Source organism: Brevibacillus sp. HB1.2 (assembly GCF_013332495.1).
GTDB lineage: Bacteria > Bacillota > Bacilli > Brevibacillales > Brevibacillaceae > Brevibacillus > Brevibacillus porteri.
On record NZ_JABMIU010000004.1, the window covers coordinates 243,665 to 261,073 of the forward strand.

A 17,409-nucleotide genomic window follows, 5' to 3' on the forward strand; every position below is an offset into this window, starting at 1 on the left:
ATTTTTATTAAAGTTCTTTGGTTATATAGCTTATCCCATGTTTTTGTCCCTTTAGCAAGTTAAATGGTCCTTTGCTTATAACGGTCCGTTTAAAAGACAAAAAATCCCCCTCAAATGAGGAGGATTTTTCCGATTAAGATTACGCTTCTTTTGGCAACACAATTCCACGATAAAGCTGAACCGTGATGTAATAGTAAATCGCATAGATCACAACGAAAATCAGCGTTGGAATCCAGATGTTCAGATACGGATCCAAGAGGATGAACGAGAACATCTCCATACCGATCAATACGTGCATCAGACCGATGATCGCCGGGAAAATGAATACCATGAACAGCTCTTTATAGATCGAGCCTACGAGCAACGATTGACGTACGCCGATTTTTCTCAGCATACTGTAACGGTCTTTGTCACGAGCAGCCCCGGACAAGATTTTGAACATCAGGCAGCTCGCCATCATCGCCAGGAAGGCAATTCCGAGGAAGAAGCCCATGAACATCGTACCGCTTGTGAAAATGTACATGCCCGCATACGTGCTGTATTTGGAAGACGTATATACATCTTCTGCTTTTACATTAACGATAGACCCAATCAGTTGCTTTTGACGTTCATCCATTGCTTTTAATTCCTGCGTGTATTTCAAATAGTCGTCTACCTTAGCAAGGAGAACCTTGTGTTCACTTCCAGCAGTTTGCTCATACGTCGCCTGATCCACAACCAGAATAGATTTGCCCTCAATCATCTGGTAGTTGATAAAATTGGTGAATAAAGCTTTGTCCCAATCCTCAGGAATGGCATCGTATTTACCATTGTCTGCTTTTGACGCACTTACGATATACGCTTCTTTCGGAAGCGGATCTGTCACAAGTTTTGGCTTGTTGTCAGCAGAGTAATTTTGAATGCTGTTCGTGGAAATCATCAGCGGATTTGCCAGCAAGTCTTCCTTCAAGTAGTAATACGCCTTGTCGTCGACTTTGTATCGATACGTATTTTGCTCCAGGACGTTCATTTTTTTCAGCGCCTGATAATCCGCTTCAACCGGATCATGCAGATTCACGTCATACACATGGAACACCGTGGTAAACAAATTGACGTTTTGCTGGAACGCCAAGCCCCCTGCCATCGCCCCGACACCAAGCCCGATCAACATTGCTACTGTACCAAGGATTTTTGTCAGGTTGTTCACCCGAAAGCGCAGCTGTGCAAAGGTAAACGCGTTCAACTTGCTATCATTCAACTTTCTATTTTTCTTCAAAGCCTGTACAAGAACTGGCAGCAACGAGATGAAAATCAAATACGTCCCGATTGTGCAGGAAATTGCCCCTACGATAAAGCCGAGTGCTTGCAGGTACATAAGCAGATGCAAGCATGTGTAGCCCAGAGCCAACAGGATAACTCCAAGGATGGCTACCAATACCGCTCCGATTCCTTTTGACTTGATTTTGTCATTTTGCTGCTCGGCACGGATGAGAGCGAGCTCAGTAGCACGAGCCAGACGAATAGCATTAATCGTGGAGGTGATTAGAAAGAGTACCAGGAAGAATCCCCATGTCATCAACATTGCCGGCAGATAAAAAGCATAGTAACCCTCTGTCGAGATCTCCAACAGATTCATGAGCAAGACACCGATGCCGCTCGCGAGCGCAATACCAACCAGGCTACCGATCACCAAGGAAATGATTCCCATCGTCAATGTTTCCAGGAACAAAATCTGGCTGATTTTCCCCTTCTTCGCCCCTAAGACCATGTACATTCCGAGCTCTTTGCGCCGTAGCGAGAGTAGGAATGAGTTGGCATAGAAGATATAAAAAATCGTGATAAACGCCAGCAGGAACGCCCCTACATTGAAAACGATCTGAATCGAAGAGATCATCGAGTTGTTCTTCGTGTAATCAGAATTGAGGGCAAGCGTCTGGAACATGTAAAAAATCGAAATAGAGATGACCAGACCCACGAGCAGAACCAGATAGTCCTTCATCATCTTCCGCATACTGGACAAGGATAGCTTTAAAAGCATGAAACGTTACCTCCTAGCGTACATCATGTGATGCACCTAGCTCGGCCAGTACATCCAGAATTTGTTTGAAAAATTGCTGACGATCCCCCGTACGTTGAATCTCGGTATACAGCTTACCGTCTTGAATGAACAAGATACGTTTGCAATAACTCGCAGAAAAAGCATCATGCGTAACCATCATGATGGATACTTGGTGGTTCTCATTCAAATCTGTCATCGTTTCCAGCAAGCTTTTGGCATTCTTCGAGTCGAGGGCGCCCGTCGGTTCGTCTGCCAGCAAAATCGCAGGGTCATGCACAAGTGCGCGTGCTGCTGCTGCGCGTTGTTTTTGTCCCCCGGAAATTTGAACCGGATATTTTTGCAAAATCTCTTCGATCCCGAGTGTTTGTGCTACTTTACTTACTTTATTGCTGATCTCTTTGGAAGGGACACCTTGCAAAGACAGCGGCAATGCAATGTTCTCATACACGGACAAATTCTCTAGCAGATTGAAATCTTGAAAGATAAAGCCGAGCTTTTGCGAGCGAAAATCTGCGAGCTGGTCACGCTTCATCTGTGTAATGTTCGTTCCCGCAATTTCAATAAAGCCTTGCGTTGGACGATCCAGTGTGGAAATCACGTTGAGCAGAGTCGTTTTACCCGAGCCGGATGGACCCATGATTCCCACGAACTCTCCTTTATCTATGGTCATCGATACGCCTTTTAGGGCATGCGACTGGCTTTCACCTTTTGTCCCATATATTTTTTGAACGTCTTTCACTTCTAGTACAGCAGTACTCATTCTACGTTCCTCCATTCTATCTATTGGCTAGCGTTCGTTGTTTCCGTCGCTATTAACTGTAACCAAATTCCAGAATCGGAGCTATTGATGTTCCTTACAGTTTTCTTTACATTTTGTAAGGTTTATTTCGTGAGACGAAAAAAAACCATCCGACGAGGGATGGCTTCCGTGATAAGCTATTTTTTTCTTTTGTTCTCTTCGTGCCTTTTGATCAGCATATCTACGAACATATCAATATGTGCTGTGATCGCGATTGGGTCATAGCGATAAAATGTATCGTAGTCGTTGTAGAAAATCTGATTGTTTTTGGCAGCAGCGGTCGCATTCCAGACAGCCGACTCCTGTAAGGTTTTCAAGGCTTCGCTATTCTTTTCCGGGTTGTAGAAAGTCACGAACATGTAATCCGCAGCGTATTCTGGCAAGGTTTCCATGGACAGCTGTACGGTTTGCTCTTTGGATTTGCCTGCGTGCGGCATTTTCAGCTTCAATGCATTGTACACCGTTTGACCACCGCGTCCTGCGTTGTCACCGAAGATCCACAAATCTCCTTTGTTGGTCAGCTCGTAGAGACCGACAGTCGCATTCTCATCTACGATACCTTTCAACTTTTCGCGACCCTCGGCAGCCTTCTTGTCAAAGTCTGCAATGAACTTGTCTGCCTTTTCTTTATCGCCAACCACTTCTCCGAACAAATTGACCGTATCGTAAATGTTTGTCGCCGTACCGTACGGGAGATATACTGTTGGAGCGATTTTGGACAAGGCTTCATAATTGTCATCATACATGACGACGATGAGGTCAGGAGCGAGCTCTAACGTTTTCTCCACATTGATTCGCGGGCTACCTACGTCCTGCGCATTTTTTAATTGTTCAACAGTAAACGGGCTTTTGAAAGCTTCTGTCTCTGCACCGATGACGTTTCCGCCTACTGCAATCAACTCTCCTGCGTAGTAGTCGGTCACAATACGATGTGGTTTGTCAGGAATTTGAATCGTCCCTTTTGGTGTTTCGATGCTGCGCATTTTGTTCTCAGTAGGGGCTTCTGTTGACTTGTCAGCTGGCTTGGAAGCAGAATCCGTCGCAGGTGCTGACGTTGTCGTATTTGCTCCACCACATGCTGTCAAAAAAAGCGAGAACACAAAAATGACAGCAAGGACAGCTTTTATTGTTTTGTTCGGAATCATGATGAGCCTCCCTTATGTATGTTTGTAAGATAAATGTAAGTAATGATTTTATCGATATTGATTATCATTATCGTCAAAACTATAACAAAGAGTATTTTTACTGTCAATCGCCCGAGCTTTGCGAAAATAAACAAAAAATCCCTTTCTAAGAAAGGGATTAGTTACCGGAGCGGCTTTGTTTGATCATATCGTCCATCTTTACAAAGGTGTAGCCTTTGCTTTTCAGGCTTTTCAGTACAATCGGGAGTGCCTCAATCGTGTGGATGTCATCGAGCATATGCAGCAAAATGACACTGCCATTTTTCGTCTTGCTCATGACGCCATTTACAATATCTTGGGCACTGTTTTTCTTGTCCCAATCCAATGTGGTGACATCGTACAACGCAATGACCTTGTAACCCGTGGCTGCAATCACTTTGGCTGTATGATCGTCTACTACGCCAGTCGGCGGACGGAACAGCATGACAGGCTGCTGTTGAATCGCTTCGGTAATCACCTGGTGTGCTTTGACCACGTCCTTCTGCAATTCCTCCGCTGTCAGCGTCGTTATGACCGGATGGTTATAAGAATGGTTTGCCACATCATGACCACCCTCCACCATCGCTCTCGCCAAATTCGGGTTGTTCTCCACCCCTTTTGCTCGCAAGAAGAAGGTCGCTTTGACATCATGCTCTGCCAAAATGTCTAATAGTTTCGTTACGGTTTTGTCGCTTCCCCAGTCGTCAAAGGTTAACGCGATCTGTTTTTTATTTGTGTCGACTTGATAGACGAGCTCATACTTGGCATTTTCGAATTGCGGATTCAATTTTACTGCGTCAAAGCCTGGTATTTGTTCCAGCGGCTTGCGTTCACCGCCATTTTTCACCATCTCACTGAGCGGGACAAACTGGTAGCCGATATCCGCTGCTGCCTTGGCGATCAATGGAATGGCCGGAATCACCTCAGGATTGATGTCTGTATTGAGTGAGATAATGCTACCTCTGGACATGTAGCGAGCTATGTAATCTCCGATGGTTTTGGCGTCTTTCTGCAAATCACGGTCCTTCGGGTTGATATTGTAGCTGACGACCGCTTCCATCCCGAGATGGGCGGCTGCCAAACGAACGTCATCCGTCACATCGCCAGATTTGGTTCGCACATAGCGAGGCGAAATACCCGTCTCGCGTTTGATTACCTCATTACTCAACTGAATCTCCCGATAGATCTGCTCGTAGCTGAGCTTGCTCATGTCCAGTTGATTCAGTGTGTTGTTTTGGATTTCATGACCGCGGTTCAAAATTTCCTTGGCGATGTTTGGTTCCTCGGCGACACGCATGCCTGGGAGAAAAAAGGTTGCTTTGATCTTATGAGCATCTAGCTGCTCCAAAAGACTTTTCATCATCTTATCATCGCCCATGCCGTTAAACGTCAGAGCTAGTTCCTTGCGCCCCGTGTATACTTGAGACAACACCTTACTTTTTTCACCCGTGTAACGGGTAATTTTCTGTTTCTTCTCTATCTTCTGGCGCTCAGTGGATTCATCTTTGCTCGCAAACATCGAGCATCCGGAGACGAGCACGACTGTCATGAGCAAGACAATCCCTTTGCACAGTTTGGTGGAAATAATCATTTATGACTCCTTATCAACCGCCATAACTAAAATTATACTCTGTTTGGCATTTTTGGTAGAGTAGATAATTTTTCCATTTGATAACAAAAAGAGGCGGATCTGCTCCGCCTCTTTTTTCTTCCATTTCTGCTTACTCCTGAATACTCACCTTGCCGCCATCCGCAAGCAGCGTCTGTCCTTTTACCACGACTTTATCTCCATTTGCTAGGCCAGATACTACTTCAATCAACTCGCTTGTCGAGTTGCCCGTCGACACTTCCACTTGCTTGGCTATTTCCCCTTCTAGCTTGAACACATATTGTCTGCCTTCACGATCAAATACCGCCTTGCGAGGAATGACCAGTGACTTCGCTTCTTCTGATCCTTGTGGGAAAGTAACATTCACGACCATATCGGACTTCAATTCATTGGAAGCATTCGGGATCGTGATTTCTACTGGATAGGCTTTGAGCTGCGAATCCATGACCGGACTAATTGCCGTTACATTTGCATCAATCGTTTTGCCTGTAGACTGCACGTATACTTTGACAACTGTTCCCACTTTTACTTTCGTCACATCTGCTTCGGACAAATTCGCTTTGACCACAAGTGGATTCGTTTTGACGACAGTCACAATGGGTTGCTGTCCTGTCATCTGTCCTACTGCTCCAGTCACGCTTGCGACAAATCCGTCGATTGGGGAGACAACCGTTGCATTCGCCAATTGCTCGCGAGCATTTTGCAGTCGGACCTGTGACTCCGTTACGCTCGCTGCCGATACTTGCACACCTGTTTTTTGTTTCGCGCCTTGCAGCTTCTGCTGTGCATTGTCGTAGGAAATTTGGGCTTTTGTGAGCGTTGTATTTGCCTCTTCCATTTTCTCAGTAGCAATCGCTCCCTCTGCAAGCAGCTTCTGATTACGTTGTTGATTCAGTTTGGCGTCAGCAAGCGCTCGTTCTGCTTCCGTCAAATCATTTTGTGCTTCCACCAAACTTTGGTTAGAGGTGCTGCCTGCTTGGGTTAAGTTCGCTTTTGCCACACTAAGAGATGCTTCTTGTTCTCTTACACTGTTAGACAGCTCATTCGTATCGAGTGTAAACAATAATTGTCCTTTTGTTACGGCCTGACCCAGCTTTACTGGGAGAGATGCAATTTTCCCGCTAGTTTTTGGTGACATTTGGACTTCCTCACTCGGTGCCAATTTTGCTGTCAGTCCAGACTCAGATGTGACCACACCTTGTGCCACTGTTGCAACCTGTACAGGGGTAACCGTTTCTGCTGGTTGGGCAGCAGTCGTCGTCGCATCCTCCTGGCTTGCGCAGCCTGTGATCAAGGTAAGGGAAAGTAGCGCCACAATCGCGATTCTTTTATTTATGATCATGAATGGTTCCTCCTCTTTTCTCATGCATTTGTCGATTCCAAAGTGGTAAGGCTTTTCTTTTCCTGCTTTTGCTTGCGTTTGTTGCGTCTCTTTTGTCCCATCTCATCAAACCATACGGTAACGACAGGTACGAGGATGAGCGTGATCATGGTAGAGAAAATCAAACCGTACATGACGGTAGTAGCCATTGGCGCTTGCAGTTCTAAACCAGACCCAGCAGCAACGGAGAGCGGAGCAATAGCCATAATCGTCGTGAGGGTTGTCATCAAAATCGGGCGCAGACGAGCAGGCCCCGCATGTAAAATCGCTTCATGTAACTCCCAACCCTTTGCACGCAACTGGTTGATCAAGTCGATTAACACAATCGCATTGTTCACAACCAGACCGATCAGCAAAATGTACCCGATCAAAACAGATACGGTAATAGGCGTACCTGTAAACAAAAGCCCCAATATGACCCCAGTAAGGCTCGGAGGAACCGAGAACATGATGATAAATGGACTAAAGAGTGATTCAAACTGAGCAGCCATGACCATGTACACAAGCACGACGGACAAGACAATCGCGAGACCCAGATTCACAAAAGAATTTCCCATATCCTCGCTTTGCCCGCCCATTTCGATGGTGTATCCGTCCGGAACATTCAGCTTATTGATAATACTCGTAATTTCCGTCGAGGCCGCTTGCAGGTTATCCCCGATCAAATCGCTTGTGACCGTCACTTCACGCGTCATGTTTTTGCGCTCAATCGATGGCGGTACATCGACTTTGCTGATGGTCGCTACGGATGTGAGGCTGATTTGAGCGCCCGTCGGCGTGGAAATACGCAGGTTCTTCAAGTAATTAATATCTTCCTTATAGTCTTCTGGCAGCTTGAGATTGATATCAATTTCATCTTCGCCCGTACGATACTGGGTAACCGTTTGACCTTGGAAAGAAGTTCGCACAGCAGAAAGGATTTCATTTGTTGTCAATCCGTACAAACTCGCCTTCTCTGTATTGACCTTCACATCGAACTCCTGACTCATTTCCTGAACACTGGTAGATACGTTCATCGTTCCCGGTACCTTGGCTATTTCCCCTTTCACAATCTCGCTCAGTTCCGTTAAGACGTCCAGATCATCTCCGCGAATTTCAATCGAGATAGCTGGTCCGCCCCCCATACCACCGGAAAGGGATTTCACCTTGATATCTGCTCCTGCAATATGCTTGACTTGCTCTTGCAAACTCACAGCAATTTCCTCTGTTGATCGCTTTCTTGTAGAAATCTCTCCAATTTGCAGATCGATCGTTGCGTTATGAGAAGTAGATGCACCGCTCTCTGAAATACCGTCGCCACCCCCGACCGAGGACTTGACCAATTTCTTTTCTGGCACTTGATTGACCACTTCTTCTACCTGCTTCATTACTTTTTCAGTTTCCGTCAAGACGGTACCCTTTGGCAGCTTGATCTCTACCTGGATTAATCCTTGATCCATATCTGGGAAAAATCCTGCGCCGAGAGATGGAACTAGCATTAAGGAGCCAATCAACATGGCAAAAGCAGATCCAATCACCGTTTTTCGATGACCCAATGCCCATTTGAGCACCCTTTGATAGCCTTTTTCTACTTTATGGAACCCGATATTAAACCAGATCAACGGATTGATGCCTCGATAGTTTTCGTGATTCGTATGCTCCGGTATTGTTTTTAACATACGAGCACTCATCATCGGAACCAGCAAGAACGTGAAAACGAGTGCTGCGATGTGTGAGAAAACGACCGTCAAAGCTAACGGTGCGAACAGCTCAGCAACCAGACCTTGTGTCAGTGCAATCGGTAAGAATACGCAAATTTGTGCCAATGCGGAAGCCATTACTGCCGTTCCTACTTCTTTGGAACCGACCAATGCCGCTTCCATCATGCTCTTACCCTGTTCCCGCTGACGGAAAATGTTTTCCAGCATAACGACCGCAAAGTCTACTAATGATCCCAATCCGAGTGTGAGACCTGCTAGGGAAATCAAGTTGATTGTTTGACCCGTCATGTACATCAAGAGGAAGGTCGATATGATCGATACAGGCAGGACAATGACCGCAATGAGCATAGACGACAGACTGCCCAAGAAGAAGAACAGCATGAGTACACCAATGGCACCACCTGCCAGAGCATGTACCACCGTGTTGTCAACAGAGCTCTGGATGTATGTGGAGGTATCGAAAACGATACGTGTTTCTACATTTGCTGGAAGCGTGCTATTAATCTTCTCTAGCTCTGCCTTTACGTCTTTCGCGATTTTGATCGTATTGCCTCCGGTGCCTTTCATCACAGCAACTGCCAAGCTCGGCTTTCCATCAACGTAGCTCAGCTCGGTCACTTCTTTGATCGTGTCTGTTACTTTCGCGATATCGCTTAATCGGATGAAGCTTCCACCGACAGAGATCGGAGTGAGTGCAATGGTGTCCACATTGGTGAATTCTCCTTGCACGCGGATACTGGTCTTTCCGTCACCTTCCCGTATCGCACCAGCTGATCCAGATACATTGCTGTTTTCTAGTGCTGACTTTATTTGATCCAATGTCAATCCATAGGCAGCTAGTTTGGCGGGGTCCACGATGATGTCGACGATTCGCTCTTGCCCACCTGTCACAGTGACAGAAGCGACACCGTTAATTCGTTCCAAGCGGGATTTAATTAAATCATCTGCGACTTTTTTCAGTTTGTTGACATCTTGATCGCCAGTTACAGCCAGGTCAATAATCGGCTGGCTCGTCGGATCAAATTTCAACACCCTTGGTGAACCAGCTGATTCAGGCAAGCTCCCTCGGACCAAATCTACTTTATCTCGCATATTCAGCGTCGCTTGATCCATGTTTGTTCCCCACTTGAAATGGAGGATGACCGAGGATGAGCCATTAACAGAAGTTGATGTGATCTTGTCTAAATTCGGAACCGTGCCTAGAGCATTTTCCATCGGTTTGGTAACCAGCTTTTCTACCTCAGCTGGAGCCGCCCCCTCTACAGAGGTAACAACTACGGCGACCGGAGAAGTCAGCGATGGCATCAATTCAATAGCCAAGCGAGGAAAGGTAACCAAACCAAAAATGAAGATCGCTACGGATATCATAATCATCGTGACCGGACGTTTAATGGACAGTTCTGATATATTCAAAATTTTTTCACCTCTTTATTTATAGGAAGATTGACGTATCAACTCAGTATTTCTTTCTCCAAAATAAGCGCGCGCAAGGAATGCAGCGATGCAGGTGTGCAAGCACTTCCTTCTTGTCCCGTCCAATTCGCTGGCACACGCTCCGTCAATGCTGCCCACACAATTCTCCGATCCGATTTATCACGAAATCTGCGCACCAAGTTCATCTGTTCCAACCGACTGATTAGACCTGAGGTCGTACTATACGAAAGATCAATCGCCTTGCTGATTTCTCCCATTGTTTTCGGGCTGATCGCGATTTGCTCCAGAATGAGAACTTGTTGCCAGGTGATATCACTTGAATCCAATGCTTGCATGGAAAGCGTGGAAAACACGGTGCTCGTATCCCGTAGAATCTTCGCTAACTGAAACAGTTCGTTCATAAAAGCCTCCTACCCATTCTCTATTTTTCGGACTATCGTTCGGGGAGTTCCCCTCCACAGATCACATTGTACTTATACGATTCGTCCCCGAAGTCTATCGGGTAGTCAAATTGTGGAATTTGATTTTATCTATCCAGAGATAGAAGACCGTACACCCGGAGATAGACGACAGCGCATGCTAAAATGAAACTATAATGGGTACGTATTCCAAGAAAGGAGGTTGTCTTCTTGAACGCTTCAACTGCATCTTTACGTTCACGTTTCCTGCTTATTTGTTTTTTTGTATTGTTCTCATTTTTTCTCATTCCAACTGCTTACATGCATGAACCCACCATTCCCTTTATCATCACTCTGATCATTATCTTCTGCTTCCTGCTGGTGTTTCTCAGGCCCCAAAAAAATTGGAGACCTTTTCAAAAAGACATCGCCATTATCGTTCTTGGTACCGTGTCATTTATAAAGGTTCTATATGTAGGAGAAGAGGTCGGTCTATCCTTGCCATTGGTAGCTTTTATTGGATTTCACATTCTTGAACGCCGCCGATTGTACTATGCGATTTTTTTTGGCGCATGCTCCTTTTCTCACATGTTCTTTTATAAAGACTATATTTTTGAGGAGGTAGTAGGCTATGTCGTGGCCTATATCGGATGGTATATCGGCGCACGAGGATTATCTCTTCAAAAGCAAGCAAAGGAATCGAGTCAGCAGCATCTGAAACAATTGCAAGAGGCGCATGTTGAACTTCAGGAAGCTCATTCTGAACTTCAAGCAGCCTCTGTGAATACACTCCGTGCCGCTGTCCTGGAGGAGAGGACCAGAATCGCCCGTGATGTTCACGACGCCTTGGGACACAGTCTCACATCGTTAATCGTTCAATTGAATGCCTTGAAATACATGCTGCAAGGCGGACCGAGTGACGCACAGGAGGCTGTGCGAGACATGCTTTCGGTATCCAAGCAAAGCCTCGATGATATACGCTCGTCTGTACATACATTAGCCGCAGACAAATCCTCTCTGGGAATCTCACCGCTGCGTATACTCTTATCACGAGCCCAACAGCATACCAACATCAAAATGCATTTGATCAGTCCCAATCCAGATATTCCGCTCTCACAGCAGATGACCATTACGCTTTACCGGATTCTCCAAGAAGCTATTACCAATTCCATACGACATTCGAATGCAACAGAGATTTTCATCTCGATTGAAAAAAAGCAAAACTTCCTATTCCTGTCTATTTGGGACAATGGGAATATTACGAATCATCATCAAATCAAACTAGGCTTTGGTTTAACAGGTATCGCAGAACAAACCAAGCAATTAAATGGAGACCTTTCCTATTCCATTCGAGAGCCCCACGGCTTTCAAATTGACATCAGCTTTCCGCTTTGGTAAATAAATAGCGATCTATACGGAGGAATGCCAGCATGGTAAATAAAATCAAAAAAGAGACCATTCGTGTGGTCCTGGTCGATGACCAAACGATGATCCGTCAAGGATTGGGGTATGTCATAAAAATGCAGAAGGATATGGAAGTAAGCGGAGAGGCTTCCAATGGGGAAGAAGCCGTGAAGCTCGTAGGAGAAGTCATTCCTGATGTAGTCTTAATGGATGTACAGATGCCAAACATGTCAGGAATCGATGCAACCCGAGAAATCACTCGACTCCATCCTTCGATAAAAGTATTAATCCTCACAACCTTTGACACGTACGATTACATCGTAGACGGTATTCGGGCAGGTGCTATCGGCTATATGCTAAAGGATTCCGATTCACAGGATATGTTGGACCTCATTCGCAGGGCCCATCAAGGAGAGGCACTTTTCTACACGGCTACTGCTGCCAAGGCTCTAGCGGAGGTTCTACAGTGTCAACAAAAGAATCACGAGTCTGCCTCTCATTCTGACTCTGATGCTGAATCTGTACTTCCCCCTCTTGTCATGTTAGATCAGTTGACCGATCGAGAGCAGGACGTACTAGAGCAGCTATCCTACGGCAAACGGAACGATCAAATTGCGCAGCACTTGCTCATCTCCGAGGGAACCGTCAAGACGCATATCCATCGGATTTTGCAGAAAATGGGCGTAGAAGATCGTACACAGGCAGTTGCCAAGGCGATCCGGTATAAAATCGTGAAATAATAAAGGAAACGCAAAAAAGCCCAAGCATATAAGCCATGCTTGAGCGTTGACAGCTGATTGGAATAGACTGCAGCTATTCCATACTCCGTACCTATCCGATCTCCACTTCCAACAACGGCAATACTCTTCCAGGGAACACAGTAGACACGATTTCTCCTACTCGCTTTGCTCCCCTCGACAAGTAAAACGGTTCTGCGTACGGGTCACTATGGATGGTGATGACTGAGATTTCTTGCTTTTGTGCCACTTCTATCATATGCTGCCACAGAGCCTTTCCGTAACCTTTTCCTACTGCCTCCGGTTCTATGAACAAAAAGCCTAACAGCCACTGCTCTTGCTCAGCATCCTTTTCCAAACTCATGAAGCCCTTGATGCTGCCCTCATCCTCTAGCACATATACTTCGTGTTTCTCGATATAGGCAGGTGATAGCGTCAGGTCGTCACGACAGGCCTCCATGAATTCATCACTGTATCCCCAATAAGCTTTGGAGCGATAGGCTAACTCGCTCAGTTCGCTTGCTTCTTGTCCTTTTGCTCTGCGAATGTTCATCTTGACCCTCCCATTTATACAATATTTGTAAACCACCTAGCGTTTACCTGATTCTTCACGTACAAAAAGAATCCTTCCCGCCCTCACGCACAAAAAAATGGTCATCGCAATGGACGACCATTTTTCCTCTCTTACTTTGCTTCCTTTTGACGATAGACTTCCTTCCCTTCAACCAAGGTTAGCACGACTTTCGCATCCTTGATTTGAGTGGCCGGAATTTTGAACAAGTTTTTATCGAGCACGATGAGATCTGCCTTCTTGCCGACTTCGATCGAGCCTGTGATATCATCCACGTGGTTGGCGTAAGCACCATTAATCGTGAAGCTGGCGATCATTTCAGCAAGCGTCGCACGTTCTTCTGGATTGGCGATTTTGCTCGGATCGGTTACACCATCCTCGATCCGCGTAATGCCTTGTTGAATGCCGTGCAGTGGATTGAATTCTGGCGTTACGATGTAGTCCGACGAAGAAGCTACATGCACCCCTTTATTCAGGAAGCTCTTCATCGGGTATTCTTTTTCTGCGCGTTCGCGGCCCAAGTACGGTACTTCGATCTCATCGTAGTAGCCCTCTTCCTGCATAAACCAGAACGGCTGCACGATTCCGACTGCCCCCAGCTTTTTGAAGCGCTCGATGTCTGATTCATTGACCAGTTGCAAGTGAACGAGCGAGTGGCGAGCATCGTGCTTGCCATTTTGTTTTTCAGCGAGCTCCATACCGTCCAGTGCAATGCGGGTAGAAGCATCACCGATGGAATGGACGTGCAATTGGAAGCCTGCCTTGTCTACTGCGGCAGCTGTTTGATTGTAAACCTCTTGCTTCCAGATTAATTCTCCGTTTGTTTCTTTATGGACATACGGTTTTTCCAAGTAAGCGGTAGCGCCTTCTACGACACCATCCAAGAAGATTTTGACGGCGTTGACTTGGAATAGGGGGTTTTGATTGCGCTCACGGATTTTTACGAATTCTGCAACCTGTTCAGGTCCCTTTTCCGGATTCGCTGTCAATGCATTGCGGAAGCGGATGGTCAGCTTGTCCTCTTTCGCAAGCTCCTCGTATGCTTCCAATACGTTCGGATAGCGCAGCATATCCGGGTCGCGCACTGTAGTTACACCGCGTTCAACCGCTTTTTCTTGGTAAGCTTCAATTCCGGACTTGTATTGCTGTACGGTGTATCCGCCGATTTTTGACAGTACCAGATCCATGGCGCTTTCACGCAGCGTTCCAGAAGGTTCTCCTGTTTTCGGATCGCGCTCGATAATGCCGCCTTCAGGATTTGGCGTATCCTTCTTGATTCCGGCCAGCTTCAATGCTGCCGAGTTCACCCACAAAGAATGTCCATCATCCGAGGTCAGTGCGATTGGAGTCTTTGGGACAATTTTATCCAATACTTCCTTGCGTGGACCGATACCAGGTACTACCGGATTGCTCCAGCCGCGGCCTTGCAATGTTGGTTCGTTTGGATGCTCTTTTACGAATTTCTCGATGGTTGCAACATATTCCTCGACAGAGCCTCCGTCAAACAAATCAATGGAGAAAATGAGTCCCGTCGTTTTACTCGCATGCGTATGGCTGTCGATAAAGCCCGGCAACACCATTTGACCTTTCAGATCGATTACTTTTGTATCCTTGCCGATGTGTGCTTTCGCATATTCATCTGCGCCGACAAAGACGATTTCGTCACCGCGAATGGCCACTGCCTCTGCCCAGCTGTTCTTCATGTCCACTGTGTAGACCGTACCGTTGGTTAACACGACATCTGCTGGCTGTTTTGTCTCTTGGGCGGCAAAAGCCGACATCGGGCTCATCAGCGCTGTGGCGAGCAATGCGCTGGTTAATTTTTTCCCAAACACGTTCAAATCCCACCTATCTATTTATCTAAGATGAAAAGAATGCCAAAACTGATTGTAGCATCGCAACTCTGAAAATTCCATGAAATCCGGTCGAAAATTAGTATATTTTCCCGATTGATGGCGAAATCACTCACATATTGACTAATGGAATTGGTCAAATTGGTAAAAGGTTGATTTTGACTTCCCCGCATGATTCGATGTATACTCGTAAATGTTTTAGGGGGTAAACATTTTATCACATATATAATTAAATAGTGAAAACAGGAGAGGGTACTATGCCAAGCAAAGTCAATTTTGAAGAGCTTTATATTCAACTCCAACGAAAAGTTTCGGCTGAGTCGCACAAGCGTCTGGACCCACTCGTGTCAGGATCACAAGCCATGCTTTTGCGAATTCTAGATATGAACGGTCCGCAGAAGGCATCTTCTATTGCAGAACGTATGAATATTACCCCCGGAGCCGTTACGAGTCTCGCTGATAAATTGATTGCTTGCGGCTATGCCACAAGAAATCGCGACAATACGGATCGCCGCGTCGTGCAGCTGGACATAACCGATCAAGGAAAAGAAATCCTACAGCAATACAAAGCTGTGGTGAGGAACACCATTGAACAGTTTTTTGCCGGCGTATCTGATGAAGACAAGCAACACTTAGTCCGCATCTATCGCCAGGTTCTGAAAAATATAGAGCAACAAAGAGAGGAGCATCAAGATTGCAACAGCTAACAGAGAAAAAGAAAGTGACGATTATGATCGCGATTATTACAGCCATGTTTTTCGCCGCGATCAACCAGACTATTATCGGAGTTGCCATGCCGCGTATTATTTCGAAGCTGGGTGGCATGGATTACTATTCGTGGGCGATTACGATTTATTTGCTGACCTCCACTGTCGCTTCTGTACTGGTTGGGAAGCTCTCCGATATATATGGAAGAAAACCATTTATATTGACGGGTATCGGGTTGTTTAGTATCGGAGCCTTGTTGTCCGGGTTTTCTACCGACATTTTCCAATTAATTACGTATCGTGGCATTCAAGGAGCAGGTGCCGGGATCATCATGTCTACTGCCTTTACCGCTATGGGTGATCTGTATGAACCTCGCGAGCGCGCAAAGTGGGGCGGAATCATGAGTGCCGTCTTCGGCGTATCCAGTGTGCTTGGTCCTCTGATGGGTGGCTATATCGTCGACCATCTCGACTGGCACTGGGTGTTCTGGATCTTCTTACCGATTGGCGTAATTGCCTTTTTGTTAATCATGATTCATTTCCCAAAAGTACCGAAGCAAGAAGGAGAGTCTGTCGACTACTTCGGCTCGCTGTTCTTGACGCTCACCATCGTACCGATGCTGCTCGCCTTCTCATGGGCAGGAGATGGTCCGGGCAAATACGCTTGGGGCTCGTGGCAAATTATTGGTTTGTTTGCCACCACAATTGTTGCGTTGATCGTGTTTATAATGATTGAAATGAAAGTAAAAACGCCTGTACTTCCACTGGGCTTGTTCAAAAACAGTATTTTTACTGTCTCCAATCTGGTCGGATTCTTCCTGAATGCCGGGATGATGGGCGCGATCATTTATGTGCCGTTCTTTGTCCAAGGGGTCAAAGGCATCTCTCCGACGATGGCCGGTTATGTTGCGATGCCGATGTCTATCGCCATGCTCGCGACCTCCGCAATCGCCGGACAAATCATGACCAAGACAGGAAAATATAAAAAGATGGCGTTGGGTGGACTTCTCGTCATGACCTTGGGCATGGTGCTGATGTATTTCATGTCTCCAACCACACCGATTTACTTGCTCGTGATCTACATGGTCATTCTCGGATTGGGGATCGGGATTGCGATGCCGGTCTTCTCCTTGACCGTGCAAAATGCTGTCGCACCACAGCAATTGGGTGTCGCTACAGCAACGTCGCAGCTTTTCCGCAACCTCGGTGGGACCATTGGAATTGCTGTCATGGGAACCGTCATGAGTGCCAGCATGTCTGCGAAAATGACGCAACTGTCGGGAGCCATGGGTCAAGGGAACAATCCCGGAGCAGCCGATCCTGCTCTGGCAGAAAAGCTGGCGCTCTTTACGAATCCGCAAAATTTGTTGGATCAGCCGAAAATTGAAGCCACGCTGGCTAGTCTGCCACCGGATTTGCAACCGCTGTTTACTCACATGCTGGATATGATCCGGGAAGCGATGAGCTATGGGATTACGACTACGTTTTTAACTGGAGCGATTGTAGCGGGAATCGCTGTCATCATCGCGCTGTTCCTGAAGGAAATTCCACTACGTAGTGGGAAGATGGGACAGAAGCCAGAAGGCGAAGTAGAAAAGGCTTAATAGGAAAAGGA

At 46.3% G+C, this 17,409-nt stretch carries 13 protein-coding genes; 4 read left to right on the top strand and 9 right to left on the bottom strand.

Features of this window, described 5'->3' with window-relative positions; genetic code table 11:
- Nucleotides 1-139 precede the first annotated feature (139 nt).
- From HPY28_RS12705 to HPY28_RS12735, 7 genes are all read right to left on the bottom strand, one after another.
- Nucleotides 140-2,017: an FtsX-like permease family protein gene (locus tag HPY28_RS12705; protein WP_173622677.1), complete on the bottom strand. Its 1,878-nt coding sequence runs from the start codon at nt 2,015-2,017 to the stop codon at nt 140-142.
- 13 nt (nt 2,018-2,030) lie between these two features.
- A complete protein-coding gene (locus HPY28_RS12710; protein WP_017249903.1) occupies nt 2,031-2,798 on the bottom strand; it encodes an ABC transporter ATP-binding protein in 768 nt (255 codons plus the stop codon).
- 176 nt (nt 2,799-2,974) lie between these two features.
- Nucleotides 2,975-3,982 carry an ABC transporter substrate-binding protein gene (locus tag HPY28_RS12715; protein ID WP_174230663.1) on the bottom strand — a complete coding sequence of 336 codons (1,008 nt, stop codon included), beginning with the start codon at nt 3,980-3,982 and terminating at the stop codon, nt 2,975-2,977.
- 157 nt (nt 3,983-4,139) lie between these two features.
- Nucleotides 4,140-5,591, bottom strand: coding sequence for a polysaccharide deacetylase family protein (locus tag HPY28_RS12720; protein ID WP_174230664.1), 1,452 nt, complete (start codon nt 5,589-5,591; stop codon nt 4,140-4,142).
- Nucleotides 5,592-5,721: 130 nt separating this feature from the next.
- The gene (locus HPY28_RS12725) at nt 5,722-6,951 is read right to left on the bottom strand and encodes an efflux RND transporter periplasmic adaptor subunit (protein ID WP_174230665.1); all 1,230 of its coding nucleotides are present in this window, start codon (nt 6,949-6,951) and stop codon (nt 5,722-5,724) included.
- 20 nt (nt 6,952-6,971) lie between these two features.
- A complete protein-coding gene (locus tag HPY28_RS12730) occupies nt 6,972-10,103 on the bottom strand; it encodes an efflux RND transporter permease subunit (RefSeq protein WP_017249899.1) in 3,132 nt (1,043 codons plus the stop codon).
- Between the two features lie 38 nt (nt 10,104-10,141).
- Nucleotides 10,142-10,525, bottom strand: a complete 384-nt coding sequence (locus tag HPY28_RS12735) for a MarR family winged helix-turn-helix transcriptional regulator (RefSeq protein ID WP_017249898.1) — start codon at nt 10,523-10,525, stop codon at nt 10,142-10,144.
- A 228-nt stretch (nt 10,526-10,753) separates the two neighbouring features.
- Between HPY28_RS12735 and HPY28_RS12740 the strand changes: the two genes are divergently transcribed.
- Nucleotides 10,754-11,920 carry a sensor histidine kinase gene (locus tag HPY28_RS12740; RefSeq protein WP_173622673.1) on the top strand — a complete coding sequence of 389 codons (1,167 nt, stop codon included), beginning with the start codon at nt 10,754-10,756 and terminating at the stop codon, nt 11,918-11,920.
- 32 nt (nt 11,921-11,952) lie between these two features.
- Nucleotides 11,953-12,666: a response regulator transcription factor gene (locus HPY28_RS12745; RefSeq protein WP_017249896.1), complete on the top strand. Its 714-nt coding sequence runs from the start codon at nt 11,953-11,955 to the stop codon at nt 12,664-12,666.
- 91 nt (nt 12,667-12,757) lie between these two features.
- Here the strand turns inward: HPY28_RS12745 and HPY28_RS12750 are convergent, their stop codons facing one another.
- Nucleotides 12,758-13,216, bottom strand: coding sequence for a GNAT family N-acetyltransferase (locus tag HPY28_RS12750; RefSeq protein WP_174230666.1), 459 nt, complete (start codon nt 13,214-13,216; stop codon nt 12,758-12,760).
- A 131-nt stretch (nt 13,217-13,347) separates the two neighbouring features.
- Entirely contained in the window at nt 13,348-15,069 is a 1,722-nt protein-coding gene (locus HPY28_RS12755; RefSeq protein ID WP_174230667.1) for an amidohydrolase, read from the bottom strand.
- A 275-nt stretch (nt 15,070-15,344) separates the two neighbouring features.
- Between HPY28_RS12755 and HPY28_RS12760 the strand changes: the two genes are divergently transcribed.
- Both HPY28_RS12760 and HPY28_RS12765 read left to right on the top strand, forming a co-directional pair.
- On the top strand, nt 15,345-15,794 hold the full coding sequence (locus tag HPY28_RS12760; RefSeq protein WP_217444785.1) for a MarR family winged helix-turn-helix transcriptional regulator: 450 nt from the start codon (nt 15,345-15,347) through the stop codon (nt 15,792-15,794).
- Nucleotides 15,782-17,398 (top strand): MDR family MFS transporter, encoded by a 1,617-nt coding sequence (locus tag HPY28_RS12765; protein WP_174230669.1) that lies wholly within the window; start codon nt 15,782-15,784, stop codon nt 17,396-17,398. Before HPY28_RS12760 ends, HPY28_RS12765 begins: the two co-directional genes overlap by 13 nt.
- Nucleotides 17,399-17,409 lie beyond the last annotated feature (11 nt).